The sequence below is a fragment of the Pseudocitrobacter corydidari genome, assembly GCF_021172065.1.
Lineage (GTDB): Bacteria > Pseudomonadota > Gammaproteobacteria > Enterobacterales > Enterobacteriaceae > Pseudocitrobacter > Pseudocitrobacter corydidari.
The window spans coordinates 1,088,127-1,103,666 of the sequence record NZ_CP087880.1; the positions used below are offsets into that span (position 1 = coordinate 1,088,127).

The window sequence follows — 15,540 nt, forward strand, 5'->3', positions numbered from 1 at the left end:
CTTTTGCTCTGGCGAAAGAAAAACTCTATGAAAACAGGGGAGTTCCATCGGATTCGTCTTAGATAATTTTAGTTTAAATAGTAAAATCCGATTTGCTTTTTTATTGAGCATGGTGATTAGACGTAATAAAAAAAGCGCCCCGAAGGGCGCTTTTTATTCGCATCTGAAATAGATCTGTAAATTATTACAGTACGTGTACGGATGCAGTATTGGTGGTTCCGCTTGGTACCAGTGCGCCAGAAACCATCACGACAACGTCGCCTTTCTGCGCCAGGCCGCTTTCCAGAGCGACTTCTTTACCCAGACGATAGAAATCATCAGTGGAGGAGATTTCTTTCACCAGCTGCGGCACAACGCCTTTGCTCAGCACCAGCTGACGCGCGGTGGTTTCGTTGGTGGTCAGGGCCAGGATGGTGGCATCCGGGAAGTATTTACGCACTGCGCGAGCAGATTTACCGCCCTGGGTCGCAACCACGATCAGCGGCGCGTCCAGTTTCTCAGCAGTTTCAACCGCGCCACGGCAAACGGCTTCAGTGATGCGCAGTTTACGGCTGTCGTTGTTGAACTCCAGACGGCTGGTCATCACGCGGTCAGTACGTTCGCAGATGGTCGCCATGATGGTCACAGCTTCCAGCGGGTATTTACCTTTAGCGGATTCGCCAGACAGCATAACCGCATCGGTGCCGTCCAGGATGGCGTTGGCAACGTCACCAGCTTCTGCGCGGGTAGGGCGCGGGTTTTTGATCATGGAATCCAGCATCTGGGTCGCAGTGATAACGACTTTACGTGCACGGATACATTTTTCGATGATCATTTTCTGCGCGAAGATAACTTCTTCAACCGGGATTTCAACACCCATGTCGCCACGCGCAACCATGATGCCGTCGGATGCTTCGAGGATTTCGTCGAAGTTGTTCAGGCCTTCCTGGTTTTCAATTTTGGAGATGATCTGGATCTTCTCGCCGCCGTGCGCTTTCAGGTGCTCACGGATTTCAACAACGTCAGAACGTTTACGGATGAAGGATGCCGCAACAAAGTCAACGCCTTGTTCGCAACCGAAGATCAGGTCCTGTTTGTCTTTTTCAGCCAGTGCAGGCAGCGCGATGGAAACGCCCGGCAGGTTAACGCCTTTGTTTTCGCCCAGGTCGCCGTTGTTCAGCACTTTACAGATAACTTTGTTACCTTCGATAGCGGTAACTTCCATGCCGATCAGACCATCGTCAACCAGAACGGTGTTGCCAACGGACAGGTCGGTGGTGAAACCTTCATAGGTTACAGCAACGATTTCGTTGTTACCGACAACAGATTTGTCAGTGGTGAAGGTGAAGGTCTGGCCTGCTTTCAGGGAGACGTCGTTGCCGCCTTCCAGTTTGATTGTACGGATTTCCGGACCTTTGGTATCCAGCAGGATAGCGGCTTTCTGGCCGGTTTTCTTCATCACGTTGCGCAGGTTCTGGATGCGCTGACCGTGTTCAGCATAGTCACCGTGGGAGAAGTTCAGACGCATAACGTTCATGCCCGCATCGAGCATTTTGCCTAACATCTCTTCGGATTCGGTTTTCGGACCGATGGTGCAAACAATTTTGGTCTTTTTCATGACAGTCTTAGTCTTTAAGTTGAGTAAGTTGAGAAGGATATGGGAATCTCGCTCCATAAGCGCACAGCCACGGAGTCAAACCTGTGTTACGAAACTTGCGACGCCACGCCATCATAAGGATAGGTGACATCAAAAAAGCGTGCAGAGGAAAGTGTGCTCGTGGTTCAGCAAACTGAAGGGTACGATAATTATGTTGGTTATTAATACAGTTCAATGAGCTGAAACCATTCAAGAAAGAATCGGCGCGTATTATACGGTGTAACATCACAAAAAGAAAATAAAAACAGCGTTTCAAAATTCGAAAGATTAACATTAACAAAATAAAAACCTTTCCAGTAAGGTATTATAACAACGTGGTAAGGTTTATTGATGAATTCCTCGCCGCAAAAGGCGGTTTTACGGCAGAAAGAGGCGTAGATTCATCAATTTGATTTATATTAAATTTGAATCAATAATATTTTGATTATTAATGGAAAACAGGGAGCGCGCGCAATGGGAAATCTGAGTAAAGACGAGGTTCTGTACCAGGAGATGTGTCGAGTGGTCGGTAAAGTTGTGCTCGAAATGCGCGATTTGGGCCAGGAACCGAAACATATCGTGATTGCGGGCGTGGTGCGTACAGCACTGGCCAACAGCAAAATTCAGCGTTCAGAACTGACGCGTGAAGCCATGGAAAAAGTGATCAAAGCGCTGGCAGGGCAGTAACCCCGCCGGGCCATGTTTTCAGGCAATCACAAAACGCAGTACCGCCTTAACGGCAATATCGCTATGGTGCGCAATTAGTGCTTCATCATCAATTTCAGGCAACGGGCCGTCCAGATACAGACTATTAAAACTGTAAAAGTTGGAGACCTGATAAAAGCTGAAGCTGCTGATGAGGCGGTGCACATCACGCGCTTCCACGCCGGGCTGAAAAATCGTCTGCTGCTGACCGCGCTGGAGAATATTCTCCAGCAGCGAAAGTGCGCTTTTATTCACCCGCTTAAAGTCATCGGACGATAATAGCCATTTCCCGCGCTGCATATTCTCCATACAGATAATCCGCATGTAATCGGCGTGCGTGGCGTGATAACGCACGCTCCATTTCACCAGCTGCACCAGCGCCTCGACCGGCGGCACATTTTCGAGCCCTAGTTGCTGCTCCGTTTCGCGTATACGCGCATAAACGTGCTGCAACACGGCCTGATAAAGCTGCTCCTTCGTTTTGAAGTAGTACACCACCATACGCTTGGTGGTTTGCGCTTCCCCGGCGATTTGTTCCATACGCGCCCCGGCGAGCCCATGCTCGGCGAAAACGGCGATCGCGGCGGTAAAAATCCTGTCTTTCAGAGACTGTGCTTCATCGTGAGCAACGGCGGACATAGCAACTCCTGTTTATTCTCAAGAACAAAAAATACACACAATGATCACAATTTAGCAACCGAATCTGGCATAAATGAACCAAATGATTCATATTCGTTTCATCTCTTCATTCACACAGGGCGAAACCTATGCTGCGCTCCATTGCTACCGTTTCCATTTCCGGGACGCTGCCTGAAAAACTGAGCGCCATTGCGGCGGCGGGGTATCAGGGCGTTGAAATCTTTGAAAACGATCTGCTCTATTATACCGGTACGCCCGCCGATATCCGAATGCTGGCCGACGATCTGGGCTTAAAAATTACCTTATTCCAGCCATTTCGTGACTTCGAAGGCGCAAGCCGCGAACAGTTCGCCGCCAATCTGGCACGCGCGAAACGTAAATTCGCGCTGATGCATGAACTGGGGTGCGACACCCTGCTGCTGTGCAGCAACGTGTCGCCGAATTGCTCGGCGGATTTTGACCTGCAGGTTGCCGACCTGCGGGCGCTGGCGACGCTGGCGGAGCAGGAAAATATCCGTATTGGCTACGAAGCGCTGGCATGGGGGACACACGTCAATCACTGGTATCAGGCGTGGGAGCGCGTCAAAGCGGTCAATAGCCCGGCAATGGGGATCGTGCTGGACAGTTTTCACGTGCTGTCGCTTGGCGATAATCTCTCGCGCCTGAATGAGGTACCGCTGGATAAAATCACCTTCCTGCAACTGGCCGATGCGCCGTTAATGAAGATGGATGTGCTGGAGTGGAGCCGCCATTTTCGCTGCTTCCCCGGTCAGGGCGAGCTGCCGCTGATCGAATTTGCGACCGAACTGACGCGCCGTGGCTATCGCGGCCCCTGGTCGCTGGAAATTTTTAACGACGGTTTTCGCGCCTCGCCCAACGGTGCAACGGCGAAAGATGGGTATCGCTCTCTGCTGTGGCTGGAGGAACAAACCCGCATGGCGCTGAGTAAAAGCGACGCGGATCTGTTTGTCAGCGAGCCGCTGCCGCAGTGGCTTGGCATGGAATTCATCGAGTTTACCGCCAGCGCCGCAGAGGCCAAAAAACTGGGCGCGATGCTGGCGGGAATGGGCTTTCGCCAGACCGGCACTCACCGCTCCAAGCAGGTGGCGCTGTGGAGCAATGGCGATGCGCGAGTCATCATCAACTATCAACCGCACAGTTGGGCGGATCACTTCTATCAACGTCACGGCGTCTCTCTTTGCGCGATGGCGTTGCGCGTCAGCGATAGCGCGGCGGTTATCGCCAGGGCACGTGCGTACGGCTACGCCACCAGGCAAGGGGAGGTCGGCCCGAATGAAAGCACCATTCCGGCGGTGTGCGCGCCGGACGGAAGTCTTATCTATCTGGTTGATGAAAAACAGAATATCTACACCCAGGACTTCACCCTGACGCCTGATGACAATCCTGATGGCTTTACGGGCATCGATCATCTGGCGCTGGGCATGGAAGCCGACAGTCGCGATAACTGGGTGATGTTCTTTCGATCGGTGTTTGGCTTTGAGCTTGAGCACGAACAAACCATGCCCGACCCGTATGGGCTGGTGCGCAGCCTGGCGGTGCAAAGCCCGCAGGGCAACATTCGCTTCGCACTCAATATTTCGCAAAGCCGCGCTACGCAGATTGCGCGCTCTGTTGCTTGTTATCAGGGCGCGGGCCTGCAGCACGCCGCTTTTTCCTGCCGCGATTTACCGGCAATGCCGCCATTCTCCCCGGCCATTTCACTGCCTGTTCCCGCGAACTATTACGAGGATCTGGTGGCGCGTTTTGGTCAGCCGGAAGGGATGGCAACGCTGCAACAGCAGCAAATTCTTTATGACCGCGATGCGCAGGGCGGCGAGTTTTTCCACCGCTATAGCTGGCCGTTCAGCGAAGGACGCTTCTTTTTCGAATTGACCGAAAGGCGGGGCGGTTACGCCCAGTACGGTGCCGTCAATGCCGCCGTACGCCTTTCGGCGATGCAGTACCGTCAGATGCTGTAGCTGTACCATCCGGTTCGCACCGGCGTAATACCATAACAATAAACATTCATCTGCACTCTACAACGACAGGTAAGCCCTATGAACACATATAGCCATAATCGCGTGGCAACCGCTGAGGCGGTGGCGGCAGTTCCCCGCTCACGGCGGCGTCTTGGTATTCTGACGCTACTGGCCGCAGGCACCATGATCAACTATCTCGACAGAACGGTGTTGGGTATCGCCGCGCCGCAGCTAATGCAAGATTTAGGCATTGGCGCGGCATTGATGGGGGTGATGTTCTCTGCGTTCGCATGGACCTACGCGCTGGCGCAAATTCCCGGCGGGATGTTTCTTGACCGTTTTGGGAACAAAGTGACCTACTTCCTGGCGCTGAGTTTCTGGTCTCTGTTTACGCTGCTGCATGGTTTCGCCATCGGCCTGAAAACGCTGCTGCTGTGCCGCTTTGGCCTCGGGATGAGTGAAGCGCCTTGCTTCCCGGTTAACAGCCGGGTGGTCAGCACCTGGTTCCCGCAGCACGAACGTGCCCGCGCCACGGCGGTATATACAGTGGGAGAATACCTCGGGCTGGCCTGCTTCGCGCCATTACTGTTCTGGATCATGGACGGTTTTGGCTGGCGAACGCTCTTCATCACCGTCGGCGTGTTTGGCCTGCTGTTCGCACTGGTGTGGTGGCGCTGCTATCGCGAACCGCACGAAGATAAATATCTGAGCACTCAGGAGCGAGACTACATTGCTGCAGGCGGTGGCTTCACCACCGGATCAGAGAAAAAAACGCATTTCAGCTGGCCGCTGGTGCGCCAGTTGCTGCGCAAACGGCAAATTATTGGCGTCAGTATTGGTCAATTTGCCGGCAACACGGTGCTGGTCTTCTTCCTGACCTGGTTCCCCACCTATCTGGCAACCGAGCGCCATATGCCGTGGCTGAAAGTGGGTTTCTTCGCCATTCTGCCGTTCCTGGCAGCGGCGGGCGGGGTGATGTTTGGCGGTTGGGTATCGGACAAAATCCTCAAAGCGACAGGCAGCGCCAACCTGGGCCGCAAACTGCCGATCGTGGTGGGGCTGCTAATGGCAAGCTGCATCATCACCGCTAACTGGCTGGAGAGCAACACGGCGGTGATCCTGGTCATGTCTTTCGCCTTCTTTGGTCAGGGAATGGTGGGGCTTGGCTGGACGCTCATCTCAGATATGGCACCTGTAGGGCTAGGCGGCCTGACCGCGGGGCTGTTCAATTTTTGCGTGAACCTCGCCAGTATCCTGACGCCGTTGGTGATTGGGTTTATCGTCGCCGTCTCTGGCGATTTCTTTTACGCCCTTGTCTACATCGGCGGGGCCGCGCTGCTCGGTGTGGTGGCGTATCTCTTTATTCTTGGCGATGTAAAACGTATCGAACTGGATATTCCGCAGGGAGAAACCGATGCAAATTAGTGGTCACACGCGGTTAATTGCCCATCTGGGTTATCCGACGGAAGGTTTTAAAGCGCCGATGATTTACAACCCGTGGTTTGCGGATCAGCAGGTGGACGTCCGGGTGGTGCCCGTGGGCGTCACGCCCGCGGATTACGCGGCTTTCGTACCGACATTGTTCAAAATGACCAATATTGCCGGCGCGCTGGTCACCATGCCGCATAAAGTGGCGACCTGTGCGTTGATGGCGCGTCTGAGTCCGACAGCAGCCATCGCTGGTGCATGTAACGCCATTCGTCGCGAGGCGGATGGCACGCTTACCGGCGAAATGTTCGATGGCGACGGTTTTGTGCGCGGTATTCAGGGCAAAGGCTTCCAAACAAGAGGTGCCCGCGCGCTGGTGGTCGGTAGCGGCGGGGTCGGCTCGGCGATTGCCGCCTCTTTAGCGGCAGCGGGTGTTGCGGCGCTCACGCTGTATGACAATCGTCCGGAAATGGCGGCGGCGCTCGCCATGCGCTTACAGGCGCACTATCCGCGCTTGAAGATCGCTCTAATGACAAACGATCCTTGCGGGCATCAGTTGGTGGTGAACGCCACGCCGCTGGGAATGAACCCGGACGACCCGCTGCCGCTGCCCGCGGAATTGCTTACGCCGGAGATGTTCGTCGGTGAAGTGGTTATGAAGCAAGCCGTCACACCGCTGCTGGCGATAGCGAAAGCGCGCGGCTGTGCGACTCAGCAGGGTACCGATATGTTGTTTGAGATGATCCCCGCGTATCTCGATTTCTTCCATCTGCCGGTGGCAACGCCGGAGCAGTTGCGTGCGCTGGCTCAAATCGAATCATGATGCTTTTGCCTGATGGCGCTGCGCTTATCAGGCCTACGGGATTTTGAGCCCTTGTAGGCCGGGCAAGCGCAGCGCCCCCGGCGAGTGCGGAGATGATGCCTGATGGCGCTACGCTTATCAGGCCTACGGGATCGTCAACCTTGTAGGCCGGGCAAGCGCAGCGCCCCCGGCATTTTTTACAGGCTGCACATTGCGCATAATCCCGCTAAAATATCCGTTTTTCCGCTGGATTTTGTTATGCCATCCACCCTAACGCTTTTCGCCGCAGGCAGCCTGCGTCGCGCATTTATTCCCCTGATTGAACGCTTTACCGCGCAAACCGCCATCCCGGTGAACCTGAATTTTGGCCCGGCCGGGCTGCTGCGTGAGCGTATCGAAGCGGGCGAGGCGTGCGACGTGTTTGCTTCGGCTAACGCGCAACACCCAGAAACGCTGATTGCGCAGGGGCTGGCGCGGGAAAGCCAGATTTTTGCCCGCAACACCTTAATTTTGACCGCGCGTCGCCACCTCGAGGGCGACGCGTTAACGCTTCTGCGCAACCCCGATTTACGTCTGGCCACCTCCACGCCAGGCTGCGACCCTTCCGGTGATTACACCTGGCAGCTGTTTGATAATCTAAACAGCCTTGAGCCCGGCCTCGGTGAGCAACTGAAATCCCACGCTGTGCAGCTGGTAGGCGGGCGCGACTCGCTCAGCATTCCGTCAGGTGAGATCGCCAGTAAATGGTTATTGCAACAGGATCTTACCGATCTGTTTATTGGCTATGCGCACTATGCCGCCGCGTTAATGCACGACGACTCTCTGCGCGTGGTTGAGCTTCCGCAGGCGCAGAATATTCGCTGTGATTACCACGTCGCACGGCTGGCGGAGAGTGAAAATGCGCAGAAACTGTATGCCTTCATTCTTGCGGATGTTGGGCAGCGTTGCCTGCGCGATGCGGGTTTTTTAGCGGTGAATTGAAAACAGCGGTGCCAGCACCGGGCACGCGTAATCCGCAAGCTGGATCTTACGCACCGGCAGACCATACGCGCGTTGCAGGTTTGTTTCCTGAACGACGTCCGACGTTGCGCCAGCCAGCCACTCGCCGTTGGGCAACAGCAGCAACGTGTGGCTGGCGATTTGCAACGCATGGGTGGGATCGTGCGTGGTGAACACCACCGTACGCGACTGATCGTGTGCCAGGTTACTAATCAGTTGCAACACGGTTTGCTGGTTGGCGAGATCCAGCGCCGAGCAGGGCTCATCGAGCAAAATATTCTGACTGGCGCTGACCAGGGCGCGCGCAATCATCACCAGCTGCTGCTGGCCGCCGGAAAGGGCGTGGAACAATGTATCGGCCAGATGCGCAATATTTAGCTGCGCCAGCGCCTGCATCACCTGTTGCTCATCCTCCCGTTTGGGTTGCGCAAACAGAGCGATATGCCGCGCCCGGCCCATCAGCACCACATCCCGCACCCGCCAGGCAAACGCCGGGCGAAAAGATTGCGGCACAATCCCCACGCCGCCGCGTACGTCTACGCTGCCAGAAATTGTCCGCAGCACGCCGGTCACCGTATCGAGCAACGTGCTCTTCCCGCGTCCATTCGCCCCCAACACCGCCCAGATTTCACCAGGACGGCAATTGAGCGTCATTGGTGAAAACAGCGGCTGCTGATGACCATACACCAGTGCATTCAGAGAAAGCGACGCGGTCATGAGCGGGCTCCTCGGCGGGCGTTGCGCACCAGTAACAGGGTAAACAGCGGCGCGCCAATCAGTGCGGTCAGAATGCCGATAGGGATCTCCGCCGCCGTCAGCGTGCGCGCCACATCATCCACCACAATCATAAAGCTGGCGCCTAGCCAGAACGCGGTTGGCAGCAGGCGACGGTGATCCGCACCCGCCAGCAAACGGGCCAGATGGGGGATCACCAGTCCAACCCATGCAATACTGCCGCTTACCGCTACCTGCGCGGCAACCAGTAACGCGCAGCACACCAGCACGCCGCGACGCAGCGGTGTGACGTTAACACCCAATGCGCGCGCATCTTTATCGTCGAGCGACAGTAAATTAATGCGCCAGCGCAGTTTAAACAGGACTGCAGCGGCCAGGGCGACCGGAAGTGCGAGCATCAGCGTTTTGTGCCAGTTTGCCGTCGCAAAACTGCCGAGCAGCCAGAACACGATGTTGGGCAGCGTCTCTTCCGTATCGGCGAGATACTGCATCAGGCTGACCAGCGCGGCAAAGAAACCGCTGAGAATGATCCCGGCGAGGATCAATATCAGCGTGCTTTCACGCCCCTGTAACGCGGCGATGAGATAGACCAGACAGAGTGCCAACAGGCCAAAGAAGAACGTGGAGCCCATCATCAGCGGGGCGCTAAACCCCAGCAAAATCGCCAGCGTTCCGCCGAAAGCGGAGCCGGAGGTAACGCCGATGATATGTGGATCGACCAGCGGATTCTGGAACACGCCCTGAAGCGTCGCACCGCACAACCCCAGCGCACCGCCCGCCAGCAGCGCCATCAACACGCGCGGCATACGCACTGTCCAGACTATCTGCTGCGCGATATCCGCAGGCGCATTGGGATGAAACAGCTGCCAGAGCACATCTCGCAGGGGGAGAGGATACTGACCAAAGCAAAGTGACACCACGGCAAGAAAAAGGGTGAGCAGCATCAACCCACCCTGAAGCGCCAGCGGTTGACTACGGTTGAGCATGCGGCTGCCAGTTGGTGCGGTAGAAGCGTTGGTAATAATCCTGGGCCTGGGCGTCGACATCGACGTTTTTGTAGCGCTCTGGATAGAGTTTTTTCGCCATCCACAGTTCGCCAATCGCCAGCGCTTCCGGCATCGGGTAGCCCCAGGCTTTGGCGTATTCCGGCATCAGCCAGACGCGATGATTTTTCACCGCGTCAATGGTCTGCCATTGTGGGTCAGTGGTGATTTCTTTGACCACTTCCGGGTAGCGATCCTGCACGAAAATCACCTGCGGGTTCCACTGCAATACCTGCTCCAGTGAGACCTGACGCGCGCCTTTCACCGTCGCCGCTGCGACGTTCATTGCGCCCGCGTGCTGCATCATCAGGCCGGTATATTTTCCGGAGCCATAGGTGTTGAGATCCGGGTTGGCCATATAAACACGGACTTTTTTGTCTTCAGGAATATCCGCGACCGGTGCGTTGAATTTCTGGCGCGCGCTAAAGGTGTAGCGGATCAGTTCGTTTGCCTGCTTCTCGCGATTCACCACCGCGCCAATCAGGCGAATACCCTGTTTAAGCCCTTCGTTATAGGCGTGTTCTTCATCCGCCATCGTTGGGTTCATTTTGTTTTTTTCACCTGCGGCATCTTCACGCAGCGAAATCGCGACAACCGGGATGCCCGCATCCTGAATCTGCTGGATCATCGCCGCAGGCGCATAGTTGGCGACGAACACCACCTGTGGATGCAGCGCCAACAGGCTTTCGATATTCACCTGCGTCAGGTCGCCGGGCATGGGCAGAGCGGAGAGTGTCGGCATAAAGCGTGCGAAATCGGGGCCCAGCTGTTTTTTCCAGCTGCTGAGTACGCCAACCACGTCTTGACCGGCGTCTAACTGCACCAGCAGATTGAGCGTCTGGTGTTGCAGTACCACCACGCGTTTAACAGTATCGGGCAGGGTGACCTGACGGCCAAGCTGGTCGGTGAGCGTGCGATCCGCCTCGGCGGGAGAAACAACGGCAAACGTGGCGCAGAGCAGCGCGATGCCGGGGAGCAGACGTTTTACATTCAACATGAAGTGGCTCTAAGAGAAGGGGAAATTTCGATGTGTATTTGAATATATAACGATGGGGATTGCAAATGGTTGTGGGGCAAGTACCTATTAATTTCTAAAGAGAGGGGTGCTCGTAGATAATTTCCTGTTCCTCCATGCGCTCCTCAATCTGTTTTGCTACTCGCTGCAACGCCCCCAAATGCTTCGTCGCCGCCTGTTCAATGGTCATCGCTTTGGCGATATACACCAGGTTAAGACAGCCCATTACCCGGCCCTGGCTGCGCACTGGCACGGCGATGGAGGCGATTTTTTCCTCCTGCTGCCAGCCGCCAAAGTTTTCGCCATAACCATTATGGCGCGTGCGTTCCAGAATCGAGGCCAGCTTTTCCGGCTCGCGCGCCAGCTGGTATTCCGGCTCCGGGCGGCCTGCCAGCATATCGATAATCGGCTGGCGGTCGTGCTCGGCGGAAAACGCCAGCCAGGTAATACCCGATGCGGTCAGCAGCAGCGGCAGGCGGCGGCCAACCATGGCGCGGTGAAAAGAGAGACGGCTAAAACGGTGGGTAGTTTCGCGCACCACCATGGCGTCAACGTCGAGGGTGGTTAAATCGGTCGGCCAAATGACCTCGCGCAATAATTCGCCAAGTAATGGCGTTGCAAGTGCAGAAATCCAATGTTCGTCACGAAATCCTTCACTGAGCTGACGAACTTTCATCGTCAAACGGAAGCTGTCGTCGGACAAACTGCGGCGAACGTAGCCTTCATCCTGGAGCGTTTCCAGCAGCCGTCGAACGGTGGTGCGGTGCAGGCCGCTAAACTCAGCCAGCGTCGCGGTTGATGCGCCTCCATCGAATTTATTTAACAAATTTAATAACAATAACCCTCGGGTTAATCCGCGTACTGTTTTGTATTCCGTCGTCTCGTTGTTCTTCATATTTCCTGACAATTCTAGAGTTGAAACAACCGTGTGCACGGAGTGCACCTCCGAGCCTGTTTTGATTGTAGCCTAAATCACCGGACATATACTGAGCGCATTATAAAAAAATGTTCACATCAAATTAACAAATGACGGCGCGGGCGTATCCGTACCGGTTATTTGGTCCGAGAAGTGAGGTAATGACATGACAACGATTAATCCCGATATCCAGCCTGCCGTTCAGCAGTCCGTTCAGGTCGCCATTATCGGCGCGGGCCCGGTGGGCCTGATGATGGCGAACTACCTTGGGCAGATGGGCGTCGAGGTACTGGTGGTTGAGAAGCTCGACAAACTGATCGACTACCCGCGCGCCATCGGTATTGACGATGAAGCGCTGCGCGCCATGCAGTCGGTCGGCCTGGTGGAGAACGTGCTGCCGCATACCACGCCGTGGCATGCGATGCGTTTCCTGACTCCGAAGGGGCGCTGCTTTGCCGATATTCAGCCAATGACCGACGAGTTTGGCTGGTCGCGGCGAAACGCCTTTATTCAGCCGCAGGTCGATGCGGTGATGTATGAAGGGCTGTCGCGTTTCCCGAACGTGCGGGTGCTTTTCTCGCGCGAGCTGGAAGCGTTTAGTCAAAATAGTGACGGCGTCACAATTAATCTGCAAGGCCCGGAAGGCCAGCGCGAAACGGTGAAAGCCGACTGGCTGGTCGCCTGTGATGGCGGGGCGAGCGTGGTGCGTCGTACGCTCAATGTGCCGTTTGAAGGCAAAACCGCGCCGAATAAATGGATAGTGATTGATATCGCCAACGACCCTTTATCGACGCCGCACATTTACCTGTGCTGCGACCCGGTGCGCCCTTATGTCTCTGCCGCGCTGCCGCATGGTGTACGTCGCTTCGAGTTTATGGTGATGCCGGGCGAAACCGAAGAACAGTTGAGCGAGCCGCACAACATGCGTCGGTTGCTGAGCAAAGTGCTGCCGAATCCCGATCACGTCGAACTGATTCGCCAGCGCGTCTACACCCATAACGCGCGCATTGCTGAACGTTTCCGCGTTGATCGCGTGCTGCTGGCGGGCGATGCCGCGCACATCATGCCGGTCTGGCAGGGGCAGGGTTACAACAGCGGGATGCGCGATGCCTTCAACCTCGCCTGGAAGCTGGCGCTGGTGGTGAACGGTAAAGCGGGCGAACGTCTGCTCAACACCTACCAGCAGGAGCGTCGCGACCACGCCAAAGCGATGATTGATTTATCCGTCACCGCCGGAAACGTCCTTGCGCCGTCAAAACGCTGGCACGGCAACGTGCGTGATGGGATCTCCTGGGTGCTGAACTACATCCCGCCGGTGAAACGTTACTTCCTCGAAATGCGCTTTAAACCGATGCCGCAGTATCGCGAAGGGGCGCTGGTGATCGATCCCCGCGCCAAAAACTCCCCGGTCGGCAAGATGTTCATTCAGCCAAAAGTGACCCGCGAGAGCGGCGAGGTGACGCTGCTGGATGACGTGATTGGTGCTAATTTCGCCATTATCGGCTGGGGCTGTAACCCGCTGTGGGGCATGAGCGAGCAGCAAATTGCCCGCTGGCGCGCGCTGGGCACACGATTTATTCAGGTCGTGCCAGAGGTGCAGATTCACACCCTGCAGGACAACGTCGAGGGCGTGATTCGTTTAGGCGATACGCAAAACCGGCTGAAAACCTGGTTCGCCGCGCAGGATGCGTCGCTGGCGGTCATTCGCCCGGACCGCTTCGTCGCCGCGCTGGCTATTCCGCAAACGCTGGGTAACCAACTTAACCAGCTTGCCAGCGTTATGGCGTTGCAAGCCGTTTCATCCTCCGCTCCTGTTGAAAAGGTGGCCTGATATGAACGCATATCTGCATTGTCTCTCCCACACGCCGCTGGTCGGCTATGTCGACCCGGCACAGCCGGTACTGGATGAAGTGGATGGTGTGATTGCCGCCGCGCGCGAACGCATTGCGGCTTTTGACCCGGAACTGGTGGTGCTGTTTGCCCCCGATCACTACAACGGCTTCTTCTACGACGTGATGCCGCCGTTCTGCCTGGGCGTTGGCGCGACGGCGATTGGCGACTTTTCCAGCGCGGCGGGAGAACTGCCGGTGCCGACGGATATCGCGGAAGCTTGTGCGCACTACACCATGAAAAACGGTATTGACCTGGCGGTTTCCTACTGCATGCAGGTGGACCACGGTTTTGCCCAGCCGCTGGAGTTTCTGTTAGGCGGTCTGGATTCTCGGCCGGTGCTGCCGATCTTCATCAACGGAGTCGCCACGCCGCTGCCGGGTTTCCAGCGTACCCGCATGATGGGGGAAGTGATTGGTCGTTTCCTCACCACGCTGAACAAGCGCGTGCTGATTTTGGGTTCTGGCGGGTTATCGCATCAACCGCCGGTGCCGGAACTGGCGAAGGTCGATGCCCATATGCGCGACCGCCTGCTGGGCAGCGGGAAGCATCTGCCGCCGAATGAGCGTGAGCTGCGTCAGCGCCGCGTTATCGAAGCCGCCGAAAAGTTTATTGAAGATCAGAAAAGCCTGCATCCGCTCAACCCGGTCTGGGATAACCAGTTTATGACGCTGCTTGAACAGAAACGTTTGGGCGAACTGGATGCCGTCAGTAATGAAGAGCTTTCGGCCATTGCCGGGAAATCTACCCACGAAATTAAGACCTGGGTCGCCGCGTTTGCCGCGCTGTCGGCCTTTGGCGACTATCGCACCGAGGGGCGTTACTACCGCCCAATCCCCGAATGGATTGCCGGTTTCGGTTCCCTCAGCGCCCGTTCACAGAATTAAAGCAGGAGAAAAACAATGACCTACCAACCGCAAACTGAAGCCGCAACCAGCCGTTTTCTGAATGTTGAAGAGGGCGGCGAGACGCTGCGCATCCATTTTAACGATTGTGGGCAGGGCGATGAAACCGTCGTCATGCTGCACGGTTCAGGCCCTGGCGCAACCGGCTGGGCGAACTTTAGCCGTAACATCGACCCGCTGGTGGAAGCCGGCTATCGCGTTATCCTGCTCGACTGCCCTGGCTGGGGGAAAAGCGACACCATTATTAACAGCGGCTCCCGTTCTGACCTGAATGCTCGCATCCTGAAAAGCGTCGTGGATCAACTGGATATCCAGAAGGTGCATCTGCTGGGTAACTCCATGGGCGGGCACAGCGCGGTGGCGTTTACTCTGACCTGGCCGGAGCGCGTCGGCAAACTGGTCCTGATGGGCGGCGGTACGGGCGGGATGAGCCTGTTCACCCCGATGCCAACGGAAGGCATCAAGCTGCTGAACGGCCTGTATCGCGAACCGAATATCGACAACCTGAAGAAGATGATGAACATCTTCGTCTATGACCCAAGCGATCTGACCGAAGCGCTGTTTGAAGCGCGTCTCAACAATATGCTGGCGCGTCGCAATCACCTGGAAAACTTCATCAAGAGCCTGGAAGCCAACCCGAAACAGTTCCCGGACTTTAGCCCGCGACTGGCTGAAATCAAAGCCCCCACGCTGATTGTCTGGGGCCGCAACGACCGTTTCGTTCCGATGGATGCGGGCCTTCGTCTGCTTTCCGGCATTAATGGTTCTGAGTTGCACATCTACCGCGACTGCGGTCACTGGGCCCAGTGGGAACATGCAGAATCCTTCAACCAACTGGTGCTGGATTACCTCAACCGCGCATAAGGAGC

Annotated in this window: 15 protein-coding genes; 8 read left to right on the forward strand and 7 right to left on the reverse strand. The window is 56.2% G+C overall.

Going from position 1 to position 15,540, the window contains the following annotated elements; genetic code table 11:
- Nucleotides 1-184: 184 nt before the first annotated feature.
- Both pykF and ynhH read right to left on the reverse strand, forming a co-directional pair.
- Complete coding sequence (gene pykF / locus G163CM_RS05035) at nt 185-1,597, reverse strand: pyruvate kinase PykF (protein ID WP_015964205.1); 1,413 nt, start codon at nt 1,595-1,597, stop codon at nt 185-187.
- Between the two features lie 7 nt (nt 1,598-1,604).
- The gene (gene ynhH, locus G163CM_RS23535) at nt 1,605-1,910 is read right to left on the reverse strand and encodes a protein YnhH (protein WP_420851437.1); all 306 of its coding nucleotides are present in this window, start codon (nt 1,908-1,910) and stop codon (nt 1,605-1,607) included.
- A gap of 179 nt (nt 1,911-2,089) precedes the next feature.
- On the opposite strand from ynhH, the gene fumD reads away from it, so the two are divergent.
- The gene (gene fumD, locus G163CM_RS05040) at nt 2,090-2,302 is read left to right on the forward strand and encodes a fumarate hydratase FumD (protein ID WP_149462668.1); all 213 of its coding nucleotides are present in this window, start codon (nt 2,090-2,092) and stop codon (nt 2,300-2,302) included.
- Nucleotides 2,303-2,320: 18 nt separating this feature from the next.
- Here the strand turns inward: fumD and G163CM_RS05045 are convergent, their stop codons facing one another.
- Entirely contained in the window at nt 2,321-2,959 is a 639-nt protein-coding gene (locus tag G163CM_RS05045; RefSeq protein WP_015964207.1) for a TetR/AcrR family transcriptional regulator, read from the reverse strand.
- Between the two features lie 128 nt (nt 2,960-3,087).
- On the opposite strand from G163CM_RS05045, the gene G163CM_RS05050 reads away from it, so the two are divergent.
- From G163CM_RS05050 to modA, 4 genes are all read left to right on the forward strand, one after another.
- Complete coding sequence (locus G163CM_RS05050; RefSeq protein WP_231827108.1) at nt 3,088-4,938, forward strand: bifunctional sugar phosphate isomerase/epimerase/4-hydroxyphenylpyruvate dioxygenase family protein; 1,851 nt, start codon at nt 3,088-3,090, stop codon at nt 4,936-4,938.
- 78 nt (nt 4,939-5,016) lie between these two features.
- The gene (locus G163CM_RS05055) at nt 5,017-6,363 is read left to right on the forward strand and encodes an MFS transporter (protein WP_231827109.1); all 1,347 of its coding nucleotides are present in this window, start codon (nt 5,017-5,019) and stop codon (nt 6,361-6,363) included.
- Nucleotides 6,353-7,189 (forward strand): shikimate dehydrogenase family protein, encoded by an 837-nt coding sequence (locus G163CM_RS05060; RefSeq protein WP_231827110.1) that lies wholly within the window; start codon nt 6,353-6,355, stop codon nt 7,187-7,189. The genes G163CM_RS05055 and G163CM_RS05060 overlap by 11 nt, the downstream gene beginning before the upstream one ends.
- A 237-nt stretch (nt 7,190-7,426) precedes the next feature.
- On the forward strand, nt 7,427-8,149 hold the full coding sequence (modA, locus tag G163CM_RS05065) for a molybdate ABC transporter substrate-binding protein (protein WP_231827111.1): 723 nt from the start codon (nt 7,427-7,429) through the stop codon (nt 8,147-8,149).
- On the opposite strand, the gene G163CM_RS05070 is transcribed toward modA, so the two are convergent.
- From G163CM_RS05070 to G163CM_RS05085, 4 genes are all read right to left on the reverse strand, one after another.
- The gene (locus G163CM_RS05070; RefSeq protein ID WP_231827112.1) at nt 8,135-8,884 is read right to left on the reverse strand and encodes an ABC transporter ATP-binding protein; all 750 of its coding nucleotides are present in this window, start codon (nt 8,882-8,884) and stop codon (nt 8,135-8,137) included. The two genes, modA and G163CM_RS05070, sit on opposite strands and share 15 nt — an antisense overlap.
- On the reverse strand, nt 8,881-9,888 hold the full coding sequence (locus G163CM_RS05075; protein ID WP_015964213.1) for a FecCD family ABC transporter permease: 1,008 nt from the start codon (nt 9,886-9,888) through the stop codon (nt 8,881-8,883). The genes G163CM_RS05070 and G163CM_RS05075 overlap by 4 nt, the downstream gene beginning before the upstream one ends.
- Nucleotides 9,875-10,942, reverse strand: a complete 1,068-nt coding sequence (locus tag G163CM_RS05080; protein WP_231827113.1) for an ABC transporter substrate-binding protein — start codon at nt 10,940-10,942, stop codon at nt 9,875-9,877. The genes G163CM_RS05075 and G163CM_RS05080 overlap by 14 nt, the downstream gene beginning before the upstream one ends.
- Nucleotides 10,943-11,036: 94 nt before the next feature.
- The gene (locus tag G163CM_RS05085) at nt 11,037-11,855 is read right to left on the reverse strand and encodes a DNA-binding transcriptional regulator (protein ID WP_231827114.1); all 819 of its coding nucleotides are present in this window, start codon (nt 11,853-11,855) and stop codon (nt 11,037-11,039) included.
- A 187-nt stretch (nt 11,856-12,042) separates the two neighbouring features.
- Between G163CM_RS05085 and G163CM_RS05090 the strand changes: the two genes are divergently transcribed.
- The 3 genes from G163CM_RS05090 to mhpC are packed head-to-tail and all read left to right on the forward strand — an operon-like array spanning nt 12,043 to nt 15,535.
- Nucleotides 12,043-13,707: a bifunctional 3-(3-hydroxy-phenyl)propionate/3-hydroxycinnamic acid hydroxylase gene (locus G163CM_RS05090; RefSeq protein ID WP_231827115.1), complete on the forward strand. Its 1,665-nt coding sequence runs from the start codon at nt 12,043-12,045 to the stop codon at nt 13,705-13,707.
- 1 nt (nt 13,708) lies between these two features.
- Nucleotides 13,709-14,653 (forward strand): 2,3-dihydroxyphenylpropionate/2,3-dihydroxicinnamic acid 1,2-dioxygenase, encoded by a 945-nt coding sequence (mhpB, locus tag G163CM_RS05095; RefSeq protein WP_231827116.1) that lies wholly within the window; start codon nt 13,709-13,711, stop codon nt 14,651-14,653.
- 15 nt (nt 14,654-14,668) lie between these two features.
- Nucleotides 14,669-15,535 carry a 2-hydroxy-6-oxonona-2,4-dienedioate hydrolase gene (mhpC, locus tag G163CM_RS05100; RefSeq protein WP_231827117.1) on the forward strand — a complete coding sequence of 289 codons (867 nt, stop codon included), beginning with the start codon at nt 14,669-14,671 and terminating at the stop codon, nt 15,533-15,535.
- Nucleotides 15,536-15,540 lie beyond the last annotated feature (5 nt).